Below are 26,007 nucleotides of genomic sequence, written 5' to 3'. Positions count from 1 at the left end.
GATACAAAAAAGAAGCCCGGCGAGAGACTCGCCGGGCTTCATCTGTAAAATCAGTAAATTAGTTGTTTACTGGGATGACCGCGCCTTTGTACTTGGTGCGGATCCAGTCCTGAATCTCTTTCGAGTGCAGGACGTTCACCAGCGCAACGATATCTTTCTTCTTCTCGTCACCGCGATGCACGGTAATGATGTTGGCGTACGGGTTGTTTTCACCGCTCTCTACCGCAATCGGGTCGTGAACCGGATCCAGACCGGCGTCAATCGCGTAGTTGGCGTTAATCACCACCGCATCGCCTTCGTTGTTGTTGTACATCTGCGGCAGCAGAGAGGCTTCCACGTTCGGCGTGAACTTCAGCTTTTTCGGGTTCTCAACGATGTCGCTGATGCGCGCGGTCACTTTGTCGATGCCCGGCTTCAGCTTGATCACGCCCTCTTTCTCAAAGATGGAGAGAATGCGCCCCTCTTCAGAAACCGCGTCACGCATGATGATCTTGCCGCCTTCCGGCAGGTCTTTCAGCGACTTGTATTTTTTGGAGTAGATGCCGATTGGCTCAATGTGGATCGCGCCCGCACTGACGAAATCGTAGTCTTTATCGCCCGCATGATCCTTAAGCACGCTGTTCAGGTAAGGAATGTGCTGGAAATAGTTCGCGTCGATGTCATGACCCGCCAGCGCGGTGTTCGGCAGAATGTAGTCCTGGAACGGTTTAATCTCCAGGTCGATACCCTGCTTCGCCAGAATCGGCTTAGCCTGCTCCAGAATTTCGGCGTGCGGCGTGTTGGATGCGCCCACGGTCAGGGTGTCGGCCCAGGAGGCGAAGCTCAGGGCGCTCAGGGTTGCGGCGGCGATCAGTGTCAGTGTTTTTTTCATGATGTGGTTCCTGTGTGTATTTATTAGCGTTTATCTAACAGTGAAGTAATGACATCGCCGCAGAACTGGATAATGAAAACGATGATCAGAATGGTCACCGTTGCCACCAGCGTGACGTCACCATGGTTGCGCTGGAATCCTTCCAGATAAGCCAGATTTCCCAAACCGCCGGCGCCAATCACCCCCGCCATTGCGCTGTAGCTCACCAGCGCAATGAGCGTCACCGTAATACCCGATACCAGTGCGGGTGATGATTCCGGCAGTAAAACCCGAAACACTAACGTGCTCAGTCGTGCGCCCATCGAGCGCGTTGCTTCGATGACGCCTTTATCCACTTCACGCAGGGCGATCTCCACCAGGCGTGCGTAGAACGGTGCGGCGCCTACAATCAGCGCCGGCAGCGCCGCGTTGGCGCCGAGAATGGTGCCGACGACGGTCTTGGTGAACGGGATCAGCAGGACAATCAGAATGATGAACGGAATTGAGCGGAACACGTTCACCACAATCGAAATCACGCTGTAGACCGTGCGGTTGTGGAACAGCCCGCCGCGCGCGGTTAAAAACAGCGCCAGCCCCAGCACGATACCCAGCACAAACGTCGCCACGCCGGACAGCGCGGTCATGTACAGCGTCTCCAGCGTCGCCGCCCAGAGCTGATCCCACTTGAGATGCGGAAAGAGATTCTCAGCCATGTTTAATCACCTCGCCTTCAATATCGCTGTGCTGCAGGTCGGCGAGGATATTGTTCAGTTGTTCATCGGATGCCACGACATGCACCCAGAGCTGACCAAACACACCGTGGGCGGTTTGCGTCATTTTCCCGTGCAGGATATTAAACGGCAGACCGTAGCGCAGGGTCAGTTCACCCACGATCGGCTTATGGGTGCTGTGCCCGGTAAAGGTCAGCTTGATGACCGTGCCTTCCAGATCGTTTGCCAGTTCGGTATTGAAGGTTTCCTCCTCGGCATACTGGCTCACCTGGCGGACAAACTGCTGCGTAATCGGCTGCTGCGGATGGGTAAAGACGCTCAGCACGTCGCCCTCTTCCACCACTTTACCGTTCTCCATCACCGCCACGCGGTCGCAGATTTTGCGCACCACGTGCATCTCGTGGGTGATCAGCACGATGGTCAGCCTGAAGCGGCGGTTAATATCCAGCAGCAGATCGAGGATCTGATCGGTGGTCTGCGGGTCGAGCGCCGAGGTAGCTTCATCGCAGAGCAGCACGTCAGGGCTGTTAGCCAAAGCGCGCGCAATACCGACGCGCTGCTTTTGCCCGCCGCTCAGCTGGGACGGGTACGCATTCTCGCGCCCCTTCAGGCCGACCAGCTCCACCAGCTCGGCGACGCGCGCCTTGATGTTGGCTTTTGGTACACCGGCGATTTGCATCGAGAAAGCGATATTCTCGCTCACCGTGCGCGACCACAGCAGGTTGAAGTGCTGGAACACCATGCTGATTTTCAGGCGCGCCTGGCGCAGCGCTTCACCCTTTGCCGCAGAGATATCCTGTCCGTTAATGGTGACGCTTCCGGCGCTGGGTTTTTCCAGGCCGTTCAGCAGACGAATCAGCGTGCTTTTCCCGGCTCCGCTGTAGCCGATAATTCCGTAAATCTGTCCCTGTTCTATCGTCAAATTGACGTTATCAACGGCAGTCAGCGCGACCTTTCCGTTGTCAAAAACCTTCGAAATATTCCTGAGTACGATCATTCTTATTCTTTATCCGTTTCGCGCATGGCTGTTTAGCAGTATGGATGTCCAAACGATAGTAAACAGGCGTTATCAGCTTTCAAATGAACAAAAAAGAATTTGTTATAACTTTCGGAAATAAACAGCGGATTTACAGGGTGGGAAGCATTTAGACCAATTTCAGCAATGATTATCTGCCGGATGCATATCTGCTGGCAGATGCCCGCGAAAAACGCTCATTTTTGCAGCATTTCATGCCGGTATAGCCATCCTCACATCCAGACAACTTTACGTCTTGCTGTCCTGACATCCAAAAATGGCATTTATATTCTTTTCTGTTCTAAAGAGCAGTGAATGGTTCTTTATTGCGAAAATTTCGCCGCTCTATCATCCCGTCATGACATCCAGAAAGGAAAACATCATGACGATTTATCACTCCGTCACTGAACTGATTGGTCGTACCCCGCTTATCCAACTGCACAAGCTTGATACCGGTCCCTGCTCGCTGTTCCTGAAGCTGGAAAACCAGAATCCGGGCGGCTCTATTAAGGATCGCGTTGCGCTGTCGATGATTAACGAAGCGGAGCGTACCGGCCAGCTGCAGCCGGGCGGCACGATTATTGAGGCGACGGCGGGGAATACCGGTCTCGGCCTGGCCCTGATCGCCGCTCAGAAAGGCTACTCGCTAATCCTGGTGGTGCCGGACAAAATGAGCCGCGAGAAGATTTTCCACCTGCGCGCGCTGGGTGCCCAGGTGGTGCTGACCCGCTCCGACGTTAACAAGGGCCACCCCGCCTATTACCAGGATTACGCCCAGCGCCTGGCCAACGAGCTGCCCGGCGCGTTTTACATCGACCAGTTCAATAATGAGGCCAACCCGCTGGCGCACCGCACCACCACGGCACCGGAACTGTACGAGCAGCTTGACGGGCGGATCGACGCCATCGTGGTGGGCGTCGGCTCAGGCGGTACGCTGGGCGGCCTGCAGGTGTGGTTCGCCGAGCACTCTCCGCACACGGAGTTTGTCCTGGCAGATCCGGCCGGATCGGTTCTCGCCGACCAGGTGGAAACCGGACGCTATCACGACGCGGGCTCCTGGCTGGTTGAAGGTATTGGCGAAGACTTTATTCCCCCGCTGGCCCACATTGAAGGGGTGAATCGCGCCTGGCGCATTACCGACCGCGAGGCCTTCACCACCGCGCGCGACCTGCTGAAAACGGAAGGCATTCTGGCGGGCTCCTCCAGCGGCACGCTGCTGGCGGCCGCGCTGAAATATTGCCAGGCGCAGACCGCGCCGAAGCGCGTGGTGACCTTCGCCTGCGACAGCGGCAATAAGTATCTCTCGAAGATGTTCAACGATGACTGGATGCGTCAGCAAGGGCTCATCACGCGCCCTCAGGCCGGCGATCTCTCTGACTATATCGCCCTGCGCCACGATGAAGGCGCCACCGTAACCGCCGCCCCGGACGACACGCTTTCCACCGTACTGGCACGCATGCGCCTGTATGACATCTCCCAGCTGCCGGTGCTGGAGAACGGCAAGGTGGTGGGCATTATCGACGAGTGGGATCTCCTGCGGCATATCGGCGGCGACGGCGACCGCTTCGCGCTTCCGGTGACGGCAGCCATGACGCGTCAGGTGGAGTTTCTTGATAAACACGCCCCGGAAAGCGCCCTGAACGCCATCTTCGACCGCGGTCTGGTGGCCGTCATTAATGACAACGACCGTTTTCTCGGTCTGATTACGCGCAGCGACGTTCTGACCGCCTGGCGCAACCGTCTTCAGCAATAAAGGAATCGATGATGAAAAACCTGGCTACCCTGAGCGTACACAGCGGCGAGTTCAACGACCAGCACGGCGCCGTCATGCCGCCGATATACGCCACCTCAACGTTTGCGCAACCGTCACCCGGCGAGCATACCGGCTATGAGTATTCCCGCAGCGGCAACCCTACCCGCCATGCGCTGGAAACCGCCATCGCTGAACTGGAAGGCGGCACGCGCGGCTACGCCTTCGCCTCCGGTCTGGCGGCCATCTCCACGGTGCTCGAACTGCTGGATAAAGACAGCCATATTGTCGCCATTGATGACGTTTACGGCGGGACGTATCGCCTGATTGAAAACGTGCGCAAGCGCAGCACCGGCCTGCAGGTCAGCTGGGTTAAACCGAACGACTTAGCTGGTCTCGAGGCCGCCATTCGCCCGGATACCCGCATGGTGTGGGTCGAAACGCCAACCAACCCGCTGCTGAAGCTGGCGGATCTGGCGGCCATTGCGGCGATCGCCCGCCGTCATAACGTCATCAGCGTGGCGGATAACACCTTCGCGTCACCGGTGATCCACCGTCCGCTGGAGTCAGGTTTCGATATCGTGGTGCACTCCGCCACCAAATACCTGAACGGCCACTCTGACGTGGTGGCCGGGCTGGCGATTGTCGGGGACAACAGGGAACTGGCGGATAAGCTGGGCTATCTGCAAAACGCGGTGGGCGGCGTACTGGATCCGTTCAGCAGCTTCCTGACGCTGCGCGGTATTCGCACGCTTGCTTTGAGGGTAGAAAAGCACAGCACCAACGCGCTGGCGATTGCGCAATGGCTGGAGCAGCATCCTCTGGTCGAAAAGGTGTTCTATCCCGGCCTGGAATCGCATCCGCAATATCAGCTTGCCCGCACGCAGATGGCCCTGCCCGGCGGGATGATTTCCGTGGTGGTAAAAGGCGATGCGCAACGCGCCACCGAGGTGATTCGCAACCTGAAGCTGTTCACCCTCGCGGAAAGCCTCGGCGGTGTGGAAAGTCTGGTGAGCCAGCCCTACAGCATGACGCACGCCTCGATTCCGCTGGAGCAACGCCTGGCAAACGGCATTGTGCCGCAGCTGATCCGTCTGTCAGTCGGGATTGAAGATCCGAAAGACCTGATTGCCGACCTCAGCCAGGCGCTGCAAAAATAAGCAAAACGCGGCAGGTCAATCACCTGCCGCCATAAGTTGTCATCATGGCTTAACGCCTTGATAACAATATTATGTGAAACTGCACAGATTATTTCTGAAACACCGTTTCCATTTTCCTTTTATCTTAAAATCAGCGTATAATGCGCGCCTAATCCCTGGTGAATGGTTTCAGCGCTTGGAATACAAAAAACAACGTACAACTTCTCCTCTCCTTCGTTGGGCTGTCACTCAGGCACACTTTCTTCTGCACGCTCATTTGATGTCTCCTATCCTTAGTGCGTGTCATATACTCTTTTGCAACACAGGTTTAACTCCGCGGCGGTGCGCCCCCGGAGCGAGATTTCCATATCCTTCCCAACTTAAAGACTAAGACTGTCATGAAAAAGACGAAAATTGTTTGTACTATCGGCCCGAAAACCGAATCTGAAGAGATGCTGACCAAAATGCTGGACGCCGGCATGAACGTGATGCGTCTGAACTTCTCCCACGGTGATTACGCAGAACACGGTCAGCGTATCCAGAACTTGCGCAACGTAATGAGCAAGACCGGTAAAAAAGCTGCGATCCTGCTGGATACCAAAGGTCCAGAAATCCGTACCATCAAACTGGAAGGCGGTAACGACGTCTCTCTGAAAGCGGGCCAGACCTTCACCTTCACCACCGACAAATCCGTTGTCGGCAACAGCGAAATCGTTGCAGTGACCTATGAAGGCTTCACCAACGACCTGTCCGTCGGTAACACCGTGCTGGTAGACGATGGTCTGATCGGTATGGAAGTCACCGCCATCGAAGGCAACAAGGTTATCTGTAAAGTGCTGAACAACGGCGACCTGGGCGAAAACAAAGGCGTTAACCTGCCGGGCGTCTCTATCGCACTGCCAGCACTGGCTGAAAAAGACAAACAGGACCTGATCTTCGGTTGCGAACAAGGCGTTGACTTTGTTGCGGCCTCCTTCATCCGTAAGCGTTCAGACGTGGTTGAAATTCGTGAGCACCTGAAAGCCCACGGCGGCGAGAAGATCCAGATCATCTCCAAAATTGAAAACCAGGAAGGCCTGAACAACTTCGACGAAATCCTCGAAGCGTCTGACGGCATCATGGTTGCACGTGGCGACCTGGGCGTAGAAATCCCGGTTGAAGAAGTGATCTTCGCGCAGAAGATGATGATCGAGAAATGTGTTCGCGCGCGCAAAGTGGTTATCACCGCAACGCAGATGCTGGACTCCATGATCAAAAACCCACGCCCAACCCGCGCAGAAGCAGGCGACGTGGCTAACGCCATCCTCGACGGTACTGATGCCGTTATGCTGTCCGGCGAATCCGCAAAAGGTAAATATCCGCTGGAAGCGGTGTCCATCATGGCCACCATCTGCGAACGTACCGACCGCGTAATGAAAAGCCGTCTGGACTACAACAACGACAGCCGCAAGCTGCGCATCACCGAAGCGGTTTGCCGCGGTGCAGTAGAGACGGCTGAGAAGCTGGAAGCACCGCTGATCGTGGTTGCGACCCAGGGCGGTAAATCTGCTCGCGCGGTGCGTAAATACTTCCCGGATGCGACTATTCTGGCGCTGACCACCAACGAAACCACGGCTCGTCAGCTGGTGCTGAGCAAAGGCGTGATCCCTCACCTGGTGAAAGAGATCGCGTCTACGGATGATTTCTACCGTCTGGGTAAAGAAGTGGCTCTGGAGCTGGTTGATCGTGGTCTGGCACAGAAAGGTGACGTTGTGGTCATGGTTTCTGGCGCGCTGGTGCCAAGCGGAACCACCAATACCGCATCTGTTCACGTGCTGTAATAATTCCCGAACGAATTAATTTTGATAAAAAGCGCCCTCCGGGCGCTTTTTTTATTCCTGGCATTAGCTAAAGTCATTCAAATTGCAAATCGGGTTTTTCTATTTAATTGCGAATTATCTAAGATGAATCCGATGATAAATGCCTTTTTTTACATAGATTTTTGCTCAAAAAGGGCCGATTCGATGCTTCTTTGAGCGAACGATCAAAAATAGGTGTATTCCCATCAAAAAAATATTCTCAACCCAAAAAACTTTGTGTAATACTTGTAACGCTACATGGAGATTAACTCAATCTAGAGGGTATTAATAATGAATCGTACTAAACTGGTACTGGGCGCGGTAATCCTGGGTTCTACTCTGCTGGCTGGTTGCTCCAGCAACGCTAAAATCGATCAGCTGTCTTCTGACGTTCAGACTCTGAACGCTAAAGTTGACCAGCTGAGCAACGACGTGAACGCAATCCGTTCCGACGTTCAGGCTGCTAAAGACGACGCAGCTCGCGCTAACCAGCGTCTGGACAACCAGGCTACTAAATACCGTAAGTAATAGTACCTGTTAATAAAATGGCGCACATTGTGCGCCATTTTTTTTGCCTGCGTCAAACGGCTACTGCGTCACCTTCTCCCCTTCATCTTCCGCTACCGCAGCGGACACCCGACTGTTCTGCACCGATAACACGCTATTGCTGGCCGACGGGCCGCTCTCTGACGACACGATAACCGGGATCCCGGCGCGGCGCGACAGGGCTTTCTCGATCAGCGCCTTATCGCTTCCCGCCTGAGAAACAAAGGTCGCAAAGTCGGCGGAGTGGGTAATGGGCGAGACCTGCGGGTTTTCTCCCTCAGCCTGCGCCAGCGGGCGGTGGACTTCAATATAGCGTTTACCATCCGGCTCCACGGAGAACTTCACGGGTTCATTGATAATCTGTACCCGCGTGCCAACCCGCACCTGTTCAAACAGGGCTTTAATGTCCGGGGCGTTCATCCGCATACAGCCGGAGCTGACGCGCAGTCCGACGCTGTCCGGCGCGCTGGTGCCGTGGATGAGATATTCCCCGTTGCCCACGCCTAAACGCAGTGCGAAGCGTCCCAGCGGGTTATTTGGCCCGGCAGGTACCACCGGCGGTAATTTAATTCCCTGCTCAAGAGAGCGTGCTCTGATGCCCGGCGTGGGCGTCCAGGTGGGATTCGGGATTTTCTGGCTTACGCGCGTGGTCGTAACCGGTGTTTCCAGCCCCAGCTGTCCGATGCCGAGCGGGAAGACCTGAACGATGTTTTCTCCCGGCGGGAAGTAGTAGAGCCGCAGCTCAGCGAGGTTCACCACAATCCCCTCGCGCGGCGTGTCCGGCAGCAGCATCTGCGACGGGATGGTAATGACGGTTCCCGGCGCAGGGTTTACCGGCGCAATGGTATTGTTCGTTTCCAGAATCACCTGCGCCGCGGTATTAAACCGGCGGGCGATGGTCTGCAGCTTATTATCCCCTTCCTGTATCGTGTAGGTTTGATTTTGCCCAATCAGGCGACTGCCTGCGGGCGGCAACGGATAGTCCATCGCGCGGGCCGAATTAAGTGCGCCGAGCGAACTGAGGAGTAATAGAGTTATGAGAGACGCGCGCTTCATGCTGAGATTCCTTATTCACTGGCAGGACGCCAGAAAGCTGAAAAACCAGCGAGGCGGGAACCACCTCGCGAAACAGAATGAATGCTGTTCTGTAAGTCTAGCTAAGGATTGCAGCTTTGGCGCGAATCGCGCGAATCATCGCTTCCAGTCCCTGGGAACGAGACGGGGTGAGGTGTTGTGTGAGGGCCATTTTTTCAAACCACGGGCGGACATCGAACGCGACAATATCCTGCGCCGACATCCGGTGGTAAAGAATAAAGACGACCGCAATAAGCCCTTTTACAATGGCCGCATCGCTGTCGCCGTGCAGTGCTATCGTGCCGTCGTCAGACTGCTCCATCACAATCCACACCTGGCTCTGACAGCCCTGAATAATATTTTCCGGGTTATGCGCCTCCTCACCGAGCGGCGGCAGGCGCTGCCCCAGCTCGATGATATAAAGGTACTTCTCTTCCCAGTTTGCGCAACGCCCAAAGTTGCGCAGCAATTTGTCTCTGTCCGGCAGTTCTGCCATCTTTCGCCTCTCCGTTAGCCCAGCAGCTGGTGAATGCGCTTAAGCCCCGCCACCAGCCTGTCGACCTCTTCCGTTGTGTTGTGCATCACCAGCGACGCGCGGCACATTGCCGGCACCTGGTAAAACGCCATCAGCGGCATGGCGCAGTGGTGCCCGGTACGGACCGCCACGCCGTAGTTATCGAGGAAACTGCCCACGTCATAGGCGTGATGTTTCCCGAGATTGAACGCAATCACCCCTTGCCGGTCGGCAGGCCCGTAGAGGGTCAGATCCGGCACGCTGGCAAGCTCGGCAAGCGCATAGTGCATCAGCAGCTGTTCGTACTCATGAATGCTATCAAGGCCGATCGCGGAGACGTAGGAGACCGCCGCCCCCAGCCCGATAATCCCGCCGGTGTTGGGCGTACCTGCCTCAAAACGCCACGGTGCGCGCGCGTAGGTGGTGCCTTCCGTCAGACTAACGGTGGCGATCATCGATCCGCCCCCTTCCCACGGCGGCATCGCCTGCAGGATATCTTCTTTCACGTACAGTACGCCAATCCCGGTCGGCCCATAGAGCTTGTGGCCTGAAAAGACGTAGAAATCACAGTCCAGCGCCTGAACGTCAACCGCGTGGTGCATCACCGCCTGAGCGCCGTCAATCAGCACCTTCGCGCCGGCCTGGTGGGCTTTTTCGATAATCTCTGCCACCGGGTTTTCCGTCCCGAGCACGTTAGAGACCTGGGTGACCGCCACCAGCCGCGTTTTATCATCCAGCAGTGCGTCGAGCTGCTCGAGCTGCAGCGTCCCGTCAACGTTCAGCGGGATCACCCGCAGCTGCGCGCCAACGCGCTCGCAGAGCATCTGCCACGGCACGATGTTGGCGTGGTGCTCCATCTGGGTGATGATAATGTTATCCCCCGCGTGGACCTGCGCGTTGCCCCAGCTGTTAGCGACAAGGTTGATCCCTTCGGTAGTTCCGCGCACGAAGACCAGCTCTTCAGGCGATTTCGCATTGAGGAAGGCGGCAATTTGCGTGCGCACGTTTTCCATACGCTGGGTCGCCTCGGCGCTCAGGGTATGAATACCGCGATGCACGGCGGCGTAGCCGTGGCGATAAAACTCGGCTTCCGCATCCACTACCGGGTTCGGCTTCTGCGCGCTGGCCGCGCTGTCCAGATAGGCCAGAGGAAGACCGTTCACTTCACGGGTCAGAACCGGAAAATCTGCCCGTACTTTCTCGACGGGAAAACTCATGCTTCGCCTCCAGGCAGACGCTGACCGATACGCGCCAGCACCTGCTGTTTCAACTGACCATCGTTCAGCGCCTCCGTCAGTTCGGCGGCAAACGCATAGATAATCATTTTCTGCGCCGCCTGCTGGTCGATACCGCGGGAACGCAGGTAGAACATCTGCTCGTCGTCGATGCGCCCGACCGTCGCACCGTGGCTGCACTTCACGTCGTCGGCGTAGATCTCCAGCTGCGGTTTGGTGTCCACTTCCGCCAGGCGACCTAACAGCAGATTGTTGTTGGTCATCTGCCCGTCGGTTTTAATGGCGTGCTGCGCCACGTTGATCAGTCCGTTAAACACCGCGCGCCCTTTATCACTCACGATAGTTTTGTGCAGCTGGCGGCTGTTGCAGTAGCCCTTGTTGTGCTCAAGCCAGGTGCGCGTGTCGCACACTTCAGATTTAACCGGCATCGCCAGGCTGTTGATGCGCAGCGTGGTGTTTTCACCGTTAAGCTGCGTGCTGGTGTTGTGGCGCAATACCGACCCGCCGAGCAGGAAGCTGTGGCTGTACGCCGCGGCATCCTGACCCAGCACAATGTCGTTATGGGCAAAGTGGTGGCTCTGCGCATTCTCAAACGCCAGCTTGACGTGGTGAAGCTGGGCATTGGCGGCAACGTTCATCGTCAGACGCGATCCGGTAAAGTGCCGGACATCGTTAAGGCTGACGTAATGTTCGATTACCGTGGCTTCCGCCCCCTCCGCCAGCTCAAGATGATGGCGATAGTGCGCGGTGTTGATTTCGTCGCCGTCCAGACCCTGGGTGATGTGCATCAGCAGCAGCGGTTTTGCCGGACGCTGGTTACGCTTCACGCGGATATGCGTCACGCTGCGGGCCAGGCTCTCGGTCAGGTGCAGGAAAACCTCAGGCTGAACCGGGGCGCTCAGGGGCTGGCGATCGTCGTTTATCTCAATCTCAAATCCGCTCCCCTGAAGGGCGTCGCTCAGCTCCGGACGGAACTCACCGTCGACAAACACCAGGCGCACGGCATCCACGTTTACGGCCAGCGCGTCACGCTGCGCCGGGGTGAGATGCGCCAGACGGGACACAAACTCGGCGTTCAGCAGGCCATCAAGCGGGGTGTATTTCCAGTTCTCATGCTTACGCGTCGGCAGGCCGAGACGCAGCATCTGCTGCAGATGCTGCTGCGCCTGCTCAGAGCGCGTGCCGCCCTGGGCTTCAAACAGCCGGTGCCACTGCTGGAGCGCATTACTGCTGTTCGGTAAGCCAGCCATAGCCCTGCTCCTCCAGTTGTTTAACCAGCGTGAAATCACCGGATTTCACAATACGCCCCTGGTAAAGCACGTGAACGTAATCCGGCTTGATGTAGTCCAGAATGCGCTGGTAATGGGTAACGATAATGAACGAACGCTTGCCGTCGCGCAGGGAATTCACCCCGTCAGCGACAATCTTCAGGGCGTCGATATCCAGACCGGAGTCGGTCTCATCCAGAATGCACAGCTCGGGCTCCAGCACCGCCATCTGCAGAATGTCGTTACGCTTTTTCTCGCCGCCGGAAAAGCCAACGTTCACCGAACGGGTCAGCAGATCTTCCGGCATTTTCAGCAGCTTGATCTTCTCTTCCATCAGGTCCTGGAAGTCAAAGCGGTCCAGCGCCTCCAGGCCGCGATACTTGCGCACCGCATTCAGCGCCGTCTGCAGAAAGAACTGGTTGCTGACGCCAGGAATTTCGACCGGGTACTGGAAGGCCATGAAGATGCCCTCTCCCGCGCGGTCTTCCGGCGACATCTCCAGAAGGTCTTTGCCGTTAAACTCCACCGAGCCGTGGGTTACCTCATAATCTTCGCGCCCCGCCAGCGTCGCAGAAAGCGTACTTTTCCCGGAACCGTTCGGCCCCATGATGGCGTGAACTTCACCCGGCTTGACGTCAAAATTGAGGCCACGCAGGATGGCTTTGTCTTCTACGCTGACCTGTAAATCTTTAATGCTTAACATGTGCTTTCCTTAACCGACGCTGTGTTCAAGACTAATGGCGAGGAGTTTCTGGGCTTCAACGGCAAATTCCAGCGGCAGTTCAGAGAACACGTCCTTACAGAAGCCGTTGACGATCATCGAGATGGCGTCTTCTTCGCTGATCCCGCGCTGCAGGCAGTAGAAGAGCTGATCTTCCCCAATCCGCGACGTCGTCGCCTCGTGCTCAAGCTGGGCCGTGTTGTTACGGCACTCGACGTACGGGAAGGTATGCGCCCCGCAGTCAGCGCCAATCAGCATCGAGTCACACTGGGTAAAGTTTCTCGCATTGGTGGCCGTCGGCATGATTTTCACCAGCCCGCGATAGCTGTTCTGGCTATGCCCGGCAGAGATCCCTTTCGAGATGATGGTTGATTTGGTGTTTTTACCAATGTGGATCATCTTGGTGCCGGTATCGGCCTGCTGATGGCCGCTGGTCAGCGCCACCGAGTAAAACTCGCCGATGGAGTTATCCCCGCGCAGAATGCAGCTCGGGTATTTCCAGGTGATGGCAGAGCCGGTTTCAGACTGGGTCCACGACATCTTGCTGTTTTCGCCTTCGCACAGCGCGCGCTTGGTGACGAAGTTCAGGATACCGCCGGTATTGCCGTCGCCCGGGAACCAGTTTTGCACCGTGGAATATTTCACCTCGGCGTCTTTGTGGATGATGACCTCCACCACCGCCGCGTGCAGCTGGTAGCTGTCGCGGACCGGGGCGGAGCACCCTTCGATATAGCTGACGTAGCTGCCTTCATCCGCAACCAGAATCGTGCGTTCGAACTGGCCGGTTTTTTCGGCATTGATGCGGAAATAGGTGGACAGCTCCATCGGGCAGCGCACGCCTTTCGGCACATAGATAAAGGTGCCGTCAGAGGCTACCGCCGCGTTGAGCGCCGCAAAGAAGTTGTCGTTAGAAGGCACCACGGTCCCAATGTATTTTTTCACCAGTTCCGGATGATCGTGAATCGCTTCGCCGAAGGAGCAGAAAATGATCCCCTGCTCTGCCAGCTTCTCGCGGTAGGTGGTTGCCACCGAGACGGAGTCGAAAATGGCGTCCACCGCCACCTCTTTCCCCTCACGCACGGGCACGCCAAGCTGGTTAAAGGCTTCTTCCACCTCTTTGCTGAGGAAACTGTTCTCCGCACCGGTTTGCTGCACCGCGCCGGGCTGCGAGGCGCAGGTATCGTCACAGCTGCCGCAGGAGGGCGCGGAGTAGTAGCTGTAATCCTGATAGTTCAGCTTGTCGTAGTGCGCTTTCAGCCAGTGCGGTTCTTCCATCTCCAGCCAGGCGCGGAAGGCGCTCAGGCGGAACTCCAGCATCCACTCGGGCTCGTTGCGTTTCGCCGAGATCGCCCGCACGACATCTTCGTTGATGCCTTTCGCCAGCTCATCGGTCTGCAGCTGGGTGAAGAACCCCTCTTTATAGTTGAGGTGCCCACCGCCCCAGGTATTTACTTCACTCGTTGCTTCAGTATTACGAGACATAGTACCGCCTATACCCCAAAGCTTTCGCCGCAGCCGCATTCGTTCTGGGCTTTCGGGTTATGAAATTTGAATAACTGGTTTAAGCCTTCGCGGACGTAGTCCACTTCGGTGCCGTCAATAAACGGCATGGCCTGCAGCGCGACGTACAGCTTCGCGCCGTCAGTCTCGAACACCAGGTCATCTTTCTCGGGTTCGGTGACGGTATCGAGCACGTAGCCGAAACCCGCGCAGCCGGTCTGTTTGACGCCTAAACGCACGCCAAGGATCTCGGGCTTTTTCGCCACCAGATCGTGAATATGTGCCGCCGCCGCTGGCGTGAGCGTTAAGCCGCGCCAGGCAAAATCGGCAGGATTAAAGGTTTCTGAATGCAGTTCCATAGGTCCACCTCATCTGATAAGCCATCAGGGCATAACACCATGTTAGTGATAACGATTATCACTTCAACCCTCTGTCAGCAGGGGCATTCGGCTAAACCGCCCTTTTTGCCTACTTTTATTAAGCATAGACCCTGTGAGAGGATGCAGTCAGGATGGATGTATTTGTTCAATGCATTGATTAATAATGCATTTCGTCGCGGTATTTATGACAGGGAAGAGAAAAGTAAAATATGCATCGGAAATGCCTATTTTTGAGATAGCTTTTGCTCAGAAAAGGACAAAAACAAAAAAAGGCCCTCAAGGCCTCTGTTAATCAGTGATGAAATGAGACAGCAAACCCCTGTTCACGCCAGTGGTCGAGCTGTTCCTGCTGGCGAGGCGTTGGGGATTTCCCCGTCCAGACGAAAATTTTTTGCCCAGGGAACAGTTCAGGACGCGGCGAATCAATAGGTTCCGCCAGGACGTCAATGTGCCAGCCCTTCTGCGATAGGCGCGCGGCTTCCAGCCACAGGTGGGTGCGGTCATCGCATTCCCAGCCAATCAGAAGCGCGTCTTTACCGGCTTTTTTGCGGGATTCCGCCAGGCTTGCAATCGCGAATTCGATCAGGACGCCGTCAAACAGGCTCGCCATGTGACGCACGGTGTTTTGATCCTGATTCATGCGCTGACGAACGGGAGAAATAATATTGTCAATCAGCGCGTCTATCGCGTGATCGCGGCGGAATTCGCCCATTTTGGCGCGCAGCTTTGCCGGGCTGGCGTAACGCAGAACGGTCATCATCTCTTCCTGGAACGAGACCCAGTTGCCCTGAGTCAATACTTCTTTGTTTTCCAGCAAGGCTTTGACTTTTCCGACCGAAACGCCGCTTTTCATCAGGCGCTTGATCTCTTCTATGCGGAGGATATCTTCATCGTCAAACTGACGATGACCCCCTTCGCTGCGCTGCGGCTTCAACAATCCATAACGGCGCTGCCAGGCACGCAGCGTAACGGGGTTGATACCGCATCGTTCGGCCACTTCGCCGATACTGTAATAGGCCATTAACTCCCTCACGCTCAGAACTTCCATACCTAACTGCACCAACCTTATCAGATTGTACACACCATTTGTATAACTAAGACCGCATTTTGCTCAGGTGAATGGGCTACTCCTCCCTTCACCTGTTAATACATTGTTGTATAAAATTTACCATTCGTACAGTTAACTCTGCCGTAATGTGTACAGCTTTATCAGAAGTCGAACTTTTTCTCCGGCCACGCAATCGCGGGAATACCGCCGTGTCGCGGGCTGGCAAAAAGATGTCCCTGGAACTGGGAAATCCCGGCGGATTCCAGCCACATCCACTCTTCAGCCTTCTCTACTCCTACTGCGCAGAACTGGATCTCAAGCGAGGAGCAGCATTTAATAATCGCCTGAATAATGGCCTGTCGGGGGCCACTTTTATGCACGTTCGCGACCAGATCGCGATTAATCTTAATTCTGTCCGGCTGGAACTGCGCCAGCAGCTGCAGCCCGGCAAAACCGGCGCCAAAGTGATCGATCGTCACGCTGATACCCGCGCTTTTTAACTGCCTGACCGAATCCGTGAATTCATCAAAACGGGAAATGGCTTCGCTCTCGGTGAACTCCACCACAATTTGCTCGGGTACAAACCCATTGGCTTCAATCGCGGTGAGCAGGAAATCCACGGCGTTGGGAATGTTGACCAGCGTCATGGGCCGCAGGTTGAGGGATAACGTCTGGTCCTGTAGCCCCAGCGCGCTGGCCATGGAGAGCGCCACCTGCTTGCTGTGTAAATCAGAGGCATACACCTCGTCACGCGGCAGATTGGCAAAGTAATCTCCCGGTGCGCCGCCGTCAGGCGTGCGGAGAAGCGCCTCCCAGGAGACGACCTGCTGCATAAACGGATCGACTATCGGCTGGAACGCAAAGCTGCAATCCGCCCCTTTCGCGACCACTTCGGGCTGCGCGGACAGGCGCGTTTCTTCGCGAACGAACTCCCAGGAATCCGCAGGCGGCAGTTCAAAATAGTTCGCTTTTTCCGTGGCCTCGACAAAGGTGCGGAAAAACTGCAGCGGGCGGTCATTATACGTCAGCTGATAGCGTGTCGTCCCCCTGTTGAGCACCTGCTGCAGCACTTCTTCCCTGTCGAAGTGGCGCAAATCAAAAAGCTCCATGCCCACGTTGCCAAAACGCCGGACAGGTCCGTGATCGCGCATCAGCTCCACCACGTTATGGTGGCGCGGGTCGTTGCAGATCTGCTCATAGATAGCAGAGACGTGTTCCACTGGCCCTTCAAGCAGCTGAAAAAAATGTGTGCCGTTAAACAGCAGGATCCCCGTGACATTGGATTGCCGGTTTTTACTATTTGCTGCAGCGACCATGGCTTCCAGCGCTTTCACTGGAACGTCCTCGCAGATATGGCTGCGGTAAATGATGGTTGTGAGCATGCGATTCCTGGGGTTAGGGTTTTGGCCACAAAAAGGTGGATAAGTATCATTTATAGCACATTCATTGCCTGACAAATAATTTACATCTCAATCATTTACGGCAGTTAATGAAACATTTTTCTGCGCTGTACAACTTACCAGTGCCAGACCTTTTTGTACAATATATCCTGTAACATTACCGGTTCACACCAACTAATTAACCACCTGAAAATAAAGCAATTTATAAAATATATCATAAAAATATTAAAAATCTGTACATTTTAAGTGTACAGATTTAAGAATTGTGTATACCTTAATTGTAACGTTAGTGATTACAAAATTTTACAGGAGCGAAACATGCAGCAGAAAGGTTACGCCACAGATTCCGCAGCAGCGATCGCACAGTACTTCGAAAAGGCGGCGCTTCCTACTCAGCAGGAGACGCTGGGCCAGGTGGTTGTCGAAATCCTCAGCGACGGGCGAAACCTGAATCGCAAATCGCTCTGTACCAAACTGCTCAGCCGCCTCGAAAGGGCCGATGGTCCGGAAGAGGAAGAGCACTACCACATGCTGCTTGGTCTGCTCTTCGAACGGTAACGTGATGAATAGCAGTGACGCAGACCGACTGATCGACACGCTTATCGGTGAAGCCGTTCTCTCTCTTCTGAAAGAGCGGGGGCCAGTGACAACCGAAGGATTGCTGCAGCGTCTGCGGGTAATGAAAGAACATGAAAAGGATCCCCGGCGGCGGGAGACACTTGCGGTGGTGATTGCCGAGATCGGCTCAAACAGCATCGCCTTTACACGTCGCAGAACCGCGCAAGGACGAACGAACAGAGAGGGACCTCTCAACGATAACAGAGACAATGTAGTGCCGTTATTTGGAAGTGGAAAACCGTCCGACCCCAAAAAAATACATTGACTGCAATTTAACAGCTACGGTGAGAACAAATGAGACAAAATATTCAGCTTCAACCCGAATACCACTCTGCTTTTTTAGACAGTGCGCTGGCGGAATATTTCCGTCATGCAGGCGATCGTTTTGCTGAAGAGTCCGCTATTTTTTCTACTGCAGTACGCTGTGTTCTGGCCTCCGAAGGCCATCTGTCCAACAAAGCGATCATCCTCTGGCTCATTCAGACGCTGGAAGCGACCCGTGACGTTGTCCAGGCGGATGTGATTCGCAAGACGCTGGAAATTGTCGTGGGCCACACCATGGACGACCTGTAATTTCACGGCTCCTCATCCTGCTTTCGTGTCATCGTCAAAACTGACGAACAGCCTGACGATGACACGCGCCTTCCCCGCTTAACACCCTGTAAAACCAGCAAAGCCAATCTGGCACGGTTCCTGCTTACCTCCGTGTACGGGACTGGATTTTCCAGTCAACTTTGCTTCATTTCTTAACAGGTCTGTTATTGATGAAAAAGATCGCCAGCGTCTGCCCCTACTGCGGTGCAGGCTGTAAATTAAACCTTGTCGTTGAAAATAACCGTATCATCCGTGCCGAAGCCGCAGAAGGCGTCACAAACCAGGGCACCCTGTGTCTGAAAGGCTTTTACGGCTGGGACTTCCTCAACGATACCCGTCTGCTCACCCCGCGCCTGACCCAGCCGATGATCCGCTACCATAAAGGCGAGGCATTCACTCCCGTTACCTGGGAAGAGGCTATCCGCTACACCGCGCACAAACTCAGCAGCATTAAAGCGCAGCACGGGCCGCGGTCGATCATGACCACCGGATCCTCTCGCGGAACCGGCAATGAAACAAACTATGTGATGCAAAAATTTGCCCGCGCGGTGCTGAACACCAACAACGTGGACTGCTGCGCGCGCGTTTGTCACGGCCCTTCCGTGGCCGGTTTACAGGAAACGCTCGGCAACGGCGCGATGAGCAACTCAATCAACGATATTGAAAACTCAAAATGCCTGCTGGTGTTTGGCTATAACTGCGCGGACTCCCACCCTATCGTCGCCCGACGCGTGCTGAAAGCGCGGGAAAATGGCGCAAAAATTATCGTCTGCGATCCGCGGCGCATTGAAACGGCGCGCATCGCCGACCAGCATCTGCAGCTGAAAAACGGCAGCAACATGGCGCTGGTAAACGCCTTTGGCTACGTGCTGCTGGAAGAGGAGCTCTACGACAAAAGCTACGTGGCGCGCTTTACCGAGGGGCTTGAGGCCTACCGCCAGACGGTGAAAGACTATGCGCCGGAGAAGGTTGAGCATCTTACCGGCATTCCCGCCCGCGACGTTCGCCAGGCGATGCGTACCTTCGCGGCGGCCCCTTCCGCCACCGTGATGTGGGGGATGGGCGTGACCCAGTTTGGTCAGGCCGTGGATGTGGTCAAAGGGCTTTCCAGCCTGGCGCTGCTGACCGGCAACCTCGGCCGCCCTGCCGTCGGCGTCGGTCCCGTGCGCGGGCAAAACAACGTTCAGGGCGCCTGCGATATGGGCGTTCTGCCGAATATGTTCCCCGGCTATCAGGATGTGACCGATCCGGCGGTCAGGCAGAAGTTTGCCGATGCATGGGGAATCGACGCCGATAAAATGGACGATCGGGTCGGAACGCGCATTACCGAGGTGCCCCATCTGGCGCTGGAAGGCAAGGTCAAGGCCTACTACATCATGGGGGAAGATCCGCTTCAGACCGAAGCCGATCTCGGTCTCGTTCGCAGCGGTTTTGAGGCGCTCGACTTTGTGGTGGTTCAGGACATCTTTATGACCAAAACGGCAGAAGTGGCGGACGTCCTGCTTCCTGCCACCTCCTGGGGTGAACACGGCGGCGTCTTTACCTGTGCCGATCGCGGATTCCAGCGTTTTGGCAAAGCCATTGAGGCCAGCGGCAACGTGAAGCGCGACTGGGAGATTATCAGCCTGCTCGCCACCGAGATGGGCTACCCGATGCATTATGACGACAACCAGCAGATCTGGGACGAGATGCGCGAGCTGTGCCCTCTCTTCTATGGCGTGACGTATGAAAAAATGGGCGAGATGGGCCACGTGCAGTGGCCGTGCCCGACGCTGGATCATCCGGGAACGCCGTACCTGTACAAAGACAATCAGTTCGACACCCCAACCGGTAAAGGGCAGCTCTTTGCCGCCCCGTGGCGCGCGCCGGCGGAAACCCCGGACGCGGATTTCCCGCTGGTGCTGTGCACGGTGCGTGAAGTGGGGCACTACTCCTGCCGCTCGATGACCGGGAACTGCGCCGCGCTGCAAAGCCTGGCCGATGAGCCGGGCCGGGTGCAAATGAACCCAGCCGATGCGCAAAGGCTGGGCATCGCGGAGGGCCAGCTGGTCTGGGTGCGCTCGCGTCGCGGCAAAGTGATTACCCGCGCCAGCATTAGCGAGCGTATCAACGCCGGGGCGGTCTACATGACCTATCAGTGGTGGATTGGCGCCTGCAACGAGCTGACCCAGGATAATCTCGATCCCATCTCCAAAACGCCGGAAACGAAGTACTGCGCGGTGCAGCTGGAGGCGATTGAGGACCAGCGCTGGGCGGAGGATTTTGCGGCGTCGGCGTATCAGTCCATGAAGTCGCGGCTGATCAACGCCGTCAATGTCTGAGGAAAATATCGGGTGGCGTCACCGCCACCCGATACTGAATTTCAGACACAAAAAAGGCCGCACTCGCAGCCCTTTTATTCTCATGTACTCAATGGACGTGAACGCCCAACCGCCAGGCAAAGTAGATCTCTTCTTTCAGTTCATTCGAAGAGAGCGCCAGCAAATCTGTAAATTCCAGCTCAAGCTGTTTCAGCTTTTTCAGGTACTGCGCCGGAGACAGGTTGCTCTTATCGCGACGTAAATATTCAATTGCCAGCTGTGTTGGGGTTATTTCAGTATCCATGATGTCCTCGCTTATGTACAAAACCTGACCAGTATATCACAACGGACTGGCTAGTTTTTGACCAAAGGCAAAACATCTGAAAACTTTACACAACCGCCGTGGTCAGCCGCGACGAGCAGCACAGGCGATCCTGCTCATCGAGAATATCTATCTGCCACACCTGATGGCGGCTTCCGGCGTGCAGCGCGCGGCAAACACCGCGCACGCGCCCGCTGCGCACCGAGCGAATGTGGTTAGCATTCACCTCAAGTCCGACAACCTTCTGCTCCCCTTCGGTACAGAGATACCCCGCCACCGAGCCCAGCGTTTCGGCCAGCACGACGGAGGCCCCGCCGTGCAATAAACCAAACGGCTGGTGGGTGCGACTATCGACGGGCATGGTGGCCTCAATCTCATCGTCGCCAATGCGGATGAACTGGATATCCAGCAGCCCCACCATATTCCCCTCGCCCATGGCGTTCAGCGCCTGCAGCGTCACGGCACGTTTCCAGATCATCCAATTATCTCCAGTAAAGCCTGCAATGGGTGACGCACACCGTTACCTTCTACCCGTTTTACCTGGCTGCGACAGGAGTAGCCCGTCGCCAGACAGCGGTTTCGCGGCAAACGCTGCATCGCCTGATGCCAGGACAGCTCATAGATGCCGAGCGAGTTGGCGTGGTTTTTCACTTCGTGTCCGTAGGTTCCGGCCATCCCGCAGCAGCCTACGTTGACGCTCTCCAGCTTCGCCCCGAAGCGGGCAAAAACGGACGCCCACTGCGCGGGGGCACCCGGCAGCGCGGTCACTTCCGTGCAGTGGCCGAACAGATACCACGGTTCACCGCTGACGTCCTGAACGGCTTTATCTGCCAGCGCCACCGGAAGCCACTCGTGCACCAGCATGACGTTGAAATCACCGCGCTTATCGCCCAGCGTCTGCTTGTATTCATCGCGATAGCAAAGCACCAGCGCCGGATCGACGCCAACCATCGGTATCCCGAGTTGCGCCACGCGGTTTAAGAAGTCAGACGTTTTCTGCGCGGTCTTCGCAAATCGGTTCAGGAAACCTTTAATGTGCTGCGCCTTGCCGTTGGGAGAGAACGGCAGCACAACCGGCTGGTAACCCACCTTCTCCGCCAGACGGACGAAATCGGCCACGACCTGCGCATCGTAGTAGCTGGTGAACGGATCCTGCACCACCAGCACCATACTGGCTTTTTGCTCCGGAGCGAGCGCCTCCAGCTGTTCCAGAGTCATGTTCGCCGAACGGTGACCGACGAGCTGGCGCTGCAGAGACGGGACCGACAGCAGCGGCAGATCGACCATGCCGATGTGTTTTTCGGAGAGCTTGCGCACCAGCGGCTGGTTGATAAAGAAGTTGAAGGTCTTTGGCGCACGCGCCATCAGCGGCGCGTAGCTTTCCACCGTCGCCACCAGATGGTCGCGCACCGGGCGGAGGTATCGGGTGTGGTAAAGCTGCAGGAAACGCGAGCGGAACTCCGGCACGTCGATTTTAATCGGGCACTGGGTGGAGCAGGCTTTACAGGCCAGACAGCCGGACATCGCCTCTTTCACCTCGTGGGAGAAATCATACTCGCCCTTGTTGGCATGCCAGCTGTTGCGGGTGCGCTCAATCAGCGAGCGCAGGCTGGCCCGTTTTTCCGGCAGCTCCTGCTCCAGCTTGAGCGGATCCACCCCGCGGTCGGCCAGCAGACGCAGCCACTCGCGCACCAGCGTCGCCCGCCCTTTCGGCGAGTGAATACGGTTGCTGGTGATTTTCATCGACGGGCACATCGGGCTTTTCACATCAAAGTTAAAGCACAGGCCGTTGCCGTTGCACTCCATCGCGCCGCGCCAGGACGAGCGCACCGCAATAGGGATCTGCCTGTCGTAGGTGCCGCGCTTGACGGCATCCACCTGCAGCATCGGGGCATCAACACCCTCAGGCGGACAGATTTTACCCGGGTTGAGGCGGTTATGCGGATCGAAAGCCGCTTTCACCTTACGCAATTCCGCGTAGAGCTGTTCGCCGAAGAATGCCGGGCTGTACTCCGCGCGGAACCCTTTCCCGTGCTCCCCCCACAGCAGACCGCCGTATTTGGCGGTTAAGGCCACCACGTCGTCGGAGATCTGCTTCATCAGGATCTCCTGCTGCGGGTCGCACATGTCCAGCGCCGGACGCACGTGCAGTACCCCGGCGTCGACGTGGCCGAACATGCCATAGCTCAGGCCGTGGCTGTCCAGCAGGGCGCGAAACTCCACGATGTAATCCGCCAGATGCTCGGGCGGCACGCAGGTATCTTCGGCAAAGGGAATGGGCTTCGCCGCCCCTTTCGCATTGCCGAGCAGGCCCACGGCTTTTTTACGCATCGCATAGATACGCTCAATCCCGGCCAGATCGTTACAGAGCTGCCAGCCGATCACGCCGCCTTCACCCTGCGCAATCAGCTCGTCCAGACGCTGGCAGAGCGTGGTGACCTGACGCTCAATCAGCTCCGCATCATCGCCGGCAAATTCCACGATATTAAGACCGAGCATCTCTTTATCCGGCACGTCGGTAATGAGGTCGCTTACGGAGTGCCAGACAATATCTTCCCGGGCCAGATTGAGCACCTTAGAGTCGACGGTCTCCACCGACAGCGCCTGCGCTTGCACCATAAACGGCGCATTGCGCAGCGCGGAGTCGAAGGAGTCATATTTGACGTTCACCAGACGGCGCACCTTCGGCAACCGGGTGATATCCAGCCGCGCTTCGGTAATAAACGCCAGCGTCCCTTCGGAGCCGGTCAGCACGCGGGTTAAATCAAACTGGGTCAGGTCATCGTTGAAGACGTGACGCAGATCGTAACCGGTCAGGAAACGGTTCAGCCTGGGGAATTTATCGAGAATAAGCTGGCGGTTGTCGCGGCAGCGTTCCAGCACGGTGCGATAGATACGCCCGCTGGCGGTGTTGTCTTTGCCCAGCGTTTCCGCCAGTTCAACCGGCATCGGCTGGGTATCGAGAATATCGCCGCCCAGCAGCACCGCACGCACGCCCAGCACGTGATCGGAGGTTTTACCGTAGACCAGCGAGCCCTGCCCGGAGGCATCCGTGTTAATCATCCCGCCAAGGGTCGCGCGGTTGCTGGTGGAGAGCTCAGGGGCAAAAAAGTAACCGTAAGGCTTGAGATACTGATTAAGCTGATCTTTGATGACGCCCGCTTCGACCCGCACCCACCCCTCTTCCGGGTTGATCTCAATGATGCGGTTCATATAGCGCGACATATCAACAATGATGCCCTGGTTTAGCGCCTGACCGTTGGTCCCGGTGCCACCGCCGCGCGGCGTAAAGACCAGCGAGGCAAACCGCTCCTGCGTGGCCAGCCGGGCGATAAGCGCGACGTCGGCCGTTGAACGAGGGAAAACCACGGCATCGGGAAGAAGCTGGTAGATACTGTTATCGGTCGCCATCGTCAGCCTGTCGGCATAGTTCGTGGCGGTATCACCTGTAAAACCCTGTTGCTCCAGTGCTTGCAAAAAATTAAGCACCAGCTGAACGACGCCAGGTGCCTGAGAAATCTGTGGGATCATGACTGTCGACCCTAATTAGAGTTGTATGAAATCGTTTGCGTGTATCTTAAAAGTTTTATCACATTTTTTTCTTATAATCTCTGCTGAATTACAGGCAGAATTCGCCTGTTAAAAACCGCTGAGATCATTAATGATTAAAGAGACGCGGTTTTCCGTTCCCGCCAGTCGTACTGGCGTTCTTTTAAGGAAAGTTTCATTTATGGTCAATCTTCGCCAGCCCAGGGATGTTGCGCAAATTTTGCTGTCGGTGCTGTTTCTGGCCCTCATGATTATTGCGTGTCTGTGGATTGTTCAACCCTTTATTCTCGGCTTTGCGTGGGCAGCGACCGTTGTCGTGGCCACGTGGCCTTTGCTGCTGCGCTTGCAGAAGCTGCTGTTCGGCCGTCGCGGGCTCGCCGTGCTGGTCATGACGCTCCTGCTGTTCCTGCTGTTTATCATTCCGATTGCCCTGCTGGTAAATAGCCTGGTGGATTCGAGTGGCCCGGTTATTCGCGCCATTAGCAGCGGCGACCTGACGCTGCCGGATCTCGCCTGGCTGAACAGCATTCCACTGGTGGGCGCCAAACTCTACAGCGGCTGGCATAGCCTGCTGGAGATGGGCGGCAGCGCGCTGATGGCAAAAGTCCGCCCGTATATTGGCACCACCACCACCTGGTTTGTCGGGCAGGCGGCGCATATCGGCCGCTTTATGATGCACTGTACCCTGATGCTGCTCTTCAGCGCCCTGCTCTACTGGCGCGGCGAGCAGGTGGCTTTAGGCGTTCGTCACTTTGCCACCCGCCTGGCGGGCAAACGCGGTGACGCCGCGGTGCTGCTGGCCGCGCAGGCCGTGCGCGCGGTTGCGCTGGGCGTGGTGGTCACCGCGCTGGTGCAGGCGGTGCTGGGCGGGATCGGTCTGGCGATTTCCGGCGTACCGTACGCCACCGTGTTCACCGTGGTCATGCTGATGACCTGTCTTGCGCAACTGGGACCTCTGCTGGTGCTGGTTCCCAGCATTATCTGGCTCTACTGGACGGGCGATACCACGTGGGGAACGGTGCTGCTGGTCTGGAGCTGCGTGGTCGGCACCATGGATAACGTGATTCGTCCGATCCTCATTCGCATGGGTGCAGACCTGCCGCTGATCCTGATCCTCTCCGGGGTCATTGGCGGATTGATTGCCTTTGGCATGATTGGCCTGTTTATTGGCCCGGTGCTGCTCGCCGTCACCTGGCGTCTGTTCTCTGCCTGGGTGCATGAAATTCCGCCGCCGGGAACTGACCCGGACGTGATTTTGAGCGAACTGGAAGAGCTGGAAGAGAAGAACACGCATTAAGGTATGCTGCCGGGTGGCGTTAACGCTCACCCGGCCTACACTCTCTCGCATGATACTTAAACACTGCTAAAGTATTTATTCGTTGCTCACTGGTCAGACCCGCCTTTTCAGCAGTAAGTCTGCTAATAACCTCAAGAATTCTTTACGTCTCTTTAACTATTGAGACGAATCCGATCGACGCTAAATAACACAATGCCTACTATTAGCACACGGTTATAAATCAACACCTTGATTTATAAGCATGGAAATCCCCTGAGTGAAACAACGAATTGCTGTGTGTAGTCTTTGCCCATCTCCCACGATGGGCTTTTTTTTATC

At 56.3% G+C, this 26,007-nt stretch carries 24 protein-coding genes and 1 other RNA gene; 10 read left to right on the top strand and 15 right to left on the bottom strand.

Annotation, left to right across the window (positions count from 1 at the left end):
• Nucleotides 1–58 precede the first annotated feature (58 nt).
• Genes SPH27_RS00210 through SPH27_RS00200 form a run of 3 tightly spaced genes read right to left on the bottom strand, consistent with a single transcriptional unit; the run spans nt 59 to nt 2,578 of the window.
• A complete protein-coding gene (locus SPH27_RS00210; protein WP_008500616.1) occupies nt 59–871 on the bottom strand; it encodes a MetQ/NlpA family ABC transporter substrate-binding protein in 813 nt (270 codons plus the stop codon).
• A 23-nt stretch (nt 872–894) separates the two neighbouring features.
• Complete coding sequence (locus SPH27_RS00205; protein ID WP_008500617.1) at nt 895–1,563, bottom strand: methionine ABC transporter permease; 669 nt, start codon at nt 1,561–1,563, stop codon at nt 895–897.
• Nucleotides 1,556–2,578 carry a methionine ABC transporter ATP-binding protein gene (locus tag SPH27_RS00200; RefSeq protein ID WP_182071179.1) on the bottom strand — a complete coding sequence of 341 codons (1,023 nt, stop codon included), beginning with the start codon at nt 2,576–2,578 and terminating at the stop codon, nt 1,556–1,558. The genes SPH27_RS00205 and SPH27_RS00200 overlap by 8 nt, the downstream gene beginning before the upstream one ends.
• Before the next feature lie 400 nt (nt 2,579–2,978).
• Here SPH27_RS00200 and SPH27_RS00195 point away from each other — a divergent pair, with 400 nt between their 5' ends.
• From SPH27_RS00195 to lpp, 4 genes are all read left to right on the top strand, one after another.
• On the top strand, nt 2,979–4,349 hold the full coding sequence (locus SPH27_RS00195) for a pyridoxal-phosphate dependent enzyme (RefSeq protein WP_182071178.1): 1,371 nt from the start codon (nt 2,979–2,981) through the stop codon (nt 4,347–4,349).
• 11 nt (nt 4,350–4,360) lie between these two features.
• The gene (locus SPH27_RS00190) at nt 4,361–5,506 is read left to right on the top strand and encodes a trans-sulfuration enzyme family protein (RefSeq protein WP_182071177.1); all 1,146 of its coding nucleotides are present in this window, start codon (nt 4,361–4,363) and stop codon (nt 5,504–5,506) included.
• A gap of 377 nt (nt 5,507–5,883) precedes the next feature.
• Entirely contained in the window at nt 5,884–7,305 is a 1,422-nt protein-coding gene (gene pykF / locus SPH27_RS00185) for a pyruvate kinase PykF (protein ID WP_029739779.1), read from the top strand.
• A gap of 309 nt (nt 7,306–7,614) precedes the next feature.
• Nucleotides 7,615–7,851, top strand: a complete 237-nt coding sequence (lpp, locus tag SPH27_RS00180; RefSeq protein ID WP_010430241.1) for a murein lipoprotein Lpp — start codon at nt 7,615–7,617, stop codon at nt 7,849–7,851.
• A gap of 60 nt (nt 7,852–7,911) precedes the next feature.
• Here lpp and ldtE read toward each other — a convergent pair whose 3' ends face one another.
• The 9 genes from ldtE to SPH27_RS00135 form a co-directional block, all read right to left on the bottom strand.
• Nucleotides 7,912–8,925, bottom strand: a complete 1,014-nt coding sequence (ldtE, locus tag SPH27_RS00175) for a L,D-transpeptidase LdtE (protein ID WP_039262109.1) — start codon at nt 8,923–8,925, stop codon at nt 7,912–7,914.
• 97 nt (nt 8,926–9,022) lie between these two features.
• Nucleotides 9,023–9,439: a cysteine desulfuration protein SufE gene (gene sufE, locus SPH27_RS00170; RefSeq protein ID WP_028012869.1), complete on the bottom strand. Its 417-nt coding sequence runs from the start codon at nt 9,437–9,439 to the stop codon at nt 9,023–9,025.
• 14 nt (nt 9,440–9,453) lie between these two features.
• Complete coding sequence (gene sufS, locus SPH27_RS00165; protein ID WP_182071176.1) at nt 9,454–10,674, bottom strand: cysteine desulfurase SufS; 1,221 nt, start codon at nt 10,672–10,674, stop codon at nt 9,454–9,456.
• Nucleotides 10,671–11,942, bottom strand: a complete 1,272-nt coding sequence (gene sufD / locus SPH27_RS00160; protein WP_096151421.1) for a Fe-S cluster assembly protein SufD — start codon at nt 11,940–11,942, stop codon at nt 10,671–10,673. The genes sufS and sufD overlap by 4 nt, the downstream gene beginning before the upstream one ends.
• Nucleotides 11,917–12,663: a Fe-S cluster assembly ATPase SufC gene (sufC, locus tag SPH27_RS00155; RefSeq protein ID WP_014831592.1), complete on the bottom strand. Its 747-nt coding sequence runs from the start codon at nt 12,661–12,663 to the stop codon at nt 11,917–11,919. The genes sufD and sufC overlap by 26 nt, the downstream gene beginning before the upstream one ends.
• A 9-nt stretch (nt 12,664–12,672) precedes the next feature.
• Nucleotides 12,673–14,163 (bottom strand): Fe-S cluster assembly protein SufB, encoded by a 1,491-nt coding sequence (sufB, locus tag SPH27_RS00150; RefSeq protein ID WP_023335409.1) that lies wholly within the window; start codon nt 14,161–14,163, stop codon nt 12,673–12,675.
• An 8-nt stretch (nt 14,164–14,171) separates the two neighbouring features.
• On the bottom strand, nt 14,172–14,540 hold the full coding sequence (gene sufA / locus SPH27_RS00145) for a Fe-S cluster assembly scaffold SufA (protein WP_033145301.1): 369 nt from the start codon (nt 14,538–14,540) through the stop codon (nt 14,172–14,174).
• A gap of 313 nt (nt 14,541–14,853) precedes the next feature.
• The gene (locus tag SPH27_RS00140; protein ID WP_033145300.1) at nt 14,854–15,582 is read right to left on the bottom strand and encodes a MerR family transcriptional regulator; all 729 of its coding nucleotides are present in this window, start codon (nt 15,580–15,582) and stop codon (nt 14,854–14,856) included.
• A gap of 188 nt (nt 15,583–15,770) precedes the next feature.
• The gene (locus SPH27_RS00135; protein ID WP_039262103.1) at nt 15,771–16,991 is read right to left on the bottom strand and encodes a diguanylate phosphodiesterase; all 1,221 of its coding nucleotides are present in this window, start codon (nt 16,989–16,991) and stop codon (nt 15,771–15,773) included.
• 336 nt (nt 16,992–17,327) lie between these two features.
• Here SPH27_RS00135 and ycgZ point away from each other — a divergent pair, with 336 nt between their 5' ends.
• From ycgZ to fdhF, 4 genes are all read left to right on the top strand, one after another.
• Complete coding sequence (ycgZ, locus tag SPH27_RS00130) at nt 17,328–17,567, top strand: regulatory protein YcgZ (RefSeq protein ID WP_029739771.1); 240 nt, start codon at nt 17,328–17,330, stop codon at nt 17,565–17,567.
• Nucleotides 17,568–17,571: 4 nt separating this feature from the next.
• A complete protein-coding gene (locus SPH27_RS00125) occupies nt 17,572–17,892 on the top strand; it encodes a hypothetical protein (protein WP_033145299.1) in 321 nt (106 codons plus the stop codon).
• Nucleotides 17,893–17,921: 29 nt separating this feature from the next.
• The gene (locus SPH27_RS00120; RefSeq protein WP_039262102.1) at nt 17,922–18,200 is read left to right on the top strand and encodes a biofilm development regulator YmgB/AriR family protein; all 279 of its coding nucleotides are present in this window, start codon (nt 17,922–17,924) and stop codon (nt 18,198–18,200) included.
• A 191-nt stretch (nt 18,201–18,391) separates the two neighbouring features.
• Entirely contained in the window at nt 18,392–20,542 is a 2,151-nt protein-coding gene (fdhF, locus tag SPH27_RS00115) for a formate dehydrogenase subunit alpha (RefSeq protein ID WP_182071174.1), read from the top strand.
• Between the two features lie 88 nt (nt 20,543–20,630).
• On the opposite strand, the gene SPH27_RS00110 is transcribed toward fdhF, so the two are convergent.
• The 3 genes from SPH27_RS00110 to SPH27_RS00100 all read right to left on the bottom strand — a co-directional run bounded on the left by SPH27_RS00110 (nt 20,631) and on the right by SPH27_RS00100 (nt 24,374).
• Nucleotides 20,631–20,825, bottom strand: a complete 195-nt coding sequence (locus tag SPH27_RS00110) for a YdiH family protein (protein WP_003857766.1) — start codon at nt 20,823–20,825, stop codon at nt 20,631–20,633.
• A gap of 85 nt (nt 20,826–20,910) precedes the next feature.
• Nucleotides 20,911–21,321: a 1,4-dihydroxy-2-naphthoyl-CoA hydrolase gene (gene menI, locus SPH27_RS00105; RefSeq protein WP_023311321.1), complete on the bottom strand. Its 411-nt coding sequence runs from the start codon at nt 21,319–21,321 to the stop codon at nt 20,911–20,913.
• A complete protein-coding gene (locus tag SPH27_RS00100) occupies nt 21,318–24,374 on the bottom strand; it encodes an FAD-binding and (Fe-S)-binding domain-containing protein (protein WP_182071173.1) in 3,057 nt (1,018 codons plus the stop codon). Before SPH27_RS00100 ends, menI begins: the two co-directional genes overlap by 4 nt.
• A gap of 199 nt (nt 24,375–24,573) precedes the next feature.
• Here SPH27_RS00100 and ydiK point away from each other — a divergent pair, with 199 nt between their 5' ends.
• A complete protein-coding gene (gene ydiK / locus SPH27_RS00095) occupies nt 24,574–25,689 on the top strand; it encodes an AI-2E family transporter YdiK (RefSeq protein WP_033145295.1) in 1,116 nt (371 codons plus the stop codon).
• Nucleotides 25,690–25,898: 209 nt separating this feature from the next.
• Nucleotides 25,899–26,006: antisense sRNA RprA (gene rprA, locus SPH27_RS00090), an RNA gene on the top strand.
• Nucleotide 26,007: the final 1 nt, after the last annotated feature.

This window comes from Enterobacter sp. A103, from assembly GCF_034427535.1.
Classification (GTDB): domain Bacteria; phylum Pseudomonadota; class Gammaproteobacteria; order Enterobacterales; family Enterobacteriaceae; genus Enterobacter; species Enterobacter asburiae_B.
The sequence above is the reverse complement of the archived record's forward strand: the minus strand, read 5'-3'. Positions and strand labels throughout refer to the sequence as shown.

Bases quoted from the DNA above. Each gene is read 5' to 3' on its own strand.
- SPH27_RS00210 (WP_008500616.1), bottom strand. From the start codon at position 871: ATGAAAAAAACACTGACACTGATCGCCGCCGCAACCCTGAGCGCCCTG.
- SPH27_RS00205 (WP_008500617.1), bottom strand. From the start codon at position 1,563: ATGGCTGAGAATCTCTTTCCGCATCTCAAGTGGGATCAGCTCTGGGCG.
- SPH27_RS00200 (WP_182071179.1), bottom strand. From the start codon at position 2,578: ATGATCGTACTCAGGAATATTTCGAAGGTTTTTGACAACGGAAAGGTC.
- SPH27_RS00195 (WP_182071178.1), top strand. From the start codon at position 2,979: ATGACGATTTATCACTCCGTCACTGAACTGATTGGTCGTACCCCGCTT.
- SPH27_RS00190 (WP_182071177.1), top strand. From the start codon at position 4,361: ATGAAAAACCTGGCTACCCTGAGCGTACACAGCGGCGAGTTCAACGAC.
- pykF (WP_029739779.1), top strand. From the start codon at position 5,884: ATGAAAAAGACGAAAATTGTTTGTACTATCGGCCCGAAAACCGAATCT.
- lpp (WP_010430241.1), top strand. From the start codon at position 7,615: ATGAATCGTACTAAACTGGTACTGGGCGCGGTAATCCTGGGTTCTACT.
- ldtE (WP_039262109.1), bottom strand. From the start codon at position 8,925: ATGAAGCGCGCGTCTCTCATAACTCTATTACTCCTCAGTTCGCTCGGC.
- sufE (WP_028012869.1), bottom strand. From the start codon at position 9,439: ATGGCAGAACTGCCGGACAGAGACAAATTGCTGCGCAACTTTGGGCGT.
- sufS (WP_182071176.1), bottom strand. From the start codon at position 10,674: ATGAGTTTTCCCGTCGAGAAAGTACGGGCAGATTTTCCGGTTCTGACC.
- sufD (WP_096151421.1), bottom strand. From the start codon at position 11,942: ATGGCTGGCTTACCGAACAGCAGTAATGCGCTCCAGCAGTGGCACCGG.
- sufC (WP_014831592.1), bottom strand. From the start codon at position 12,663: ATGTTAAGCATTAAAGATTTACAGGTCAGCGTAGAAGACAAAGCCATC.
- sufB (WP_023335409.1), bottom strand. From the start codon at position 14,163: ATGTCTCGTAATACTGAAGCAACGAGTGAAGTAAATACCTGGGGCGGT.
- sufA (WP_033145301.1), bottom strand. From the start codon at position 14,540: ATGGAACTGCATTCAGAAACCTTTAATCCTGCCGATTTTGCCTGGCGC.
- SPH27_RS00140 (WP_033145300.1), bottom strand. From the start codon at position 15,582: ATGGCCTATTACAGTATCGGCGAAGTGGCCGAACGATGCGGTATCAAC.
- SPH27_RS00135 (WP_039262103.1), bottom strand. From the start codon at position 16,991: ATGCTCACAACCATCATTTACCGCAGCCATATCTGCGAGGACGTTCCA.
- ycgZ (WP_029739771.1), top strand. From the start codon at position 17,328: ATGCAGCAGAAAGGTTACGCCACAGATTCCGCAGCAGCGATCGCACAG.
- SPH27_RS00125 (WP_033145299.1), top strand. From the start codon at position 17,572: ATGAATAGCAGTGACGCAGACCGACTGATCGACACGCTTATCGGTGAA.
- SPH27_RS00120 (WP_039262102.1), top strand. From the start codon at position 17,922: ATGAGACAAAATATTCAGCTTCAACCCGAATACCACTCTGCTTTTTTA.
- fdhF (WP_182071174.1), top strand. From the start codon at position 18,392: ATGAAAAAGATCGCCAGCGTCTGCCCCTACTGCGGTGCAGGCTGTAAA.
- SPH27_RS00110 (WP_003857766.1), bottom strand. From the start codon at position 20,825: ATGGATACTGAAATAACCCCAACACAGCTGGCAATTGAATATTTACGT.
- menI (WP_023311321.1), bottom strand. From the start codon at position 21,321: ATGATCTGGAAACGTGCCGTGACGCTGCAGGCGCTGAACGCCATGGGC.
- SPH27_RS00100 (WP_182071173.1), bottom strand. From the start codon at position 24,374: ATGATCCCACAGATTTCTCAGGCACCTGGCGTCGTTCAGCTGGTGCTT.
- ydiK (WP_033145295.1), top strand. From the start codon at position 24,574: ATGGTCAATCTTCGCCAGCCCAGGGATGTTGCGCAAATTTTGCTGTCG.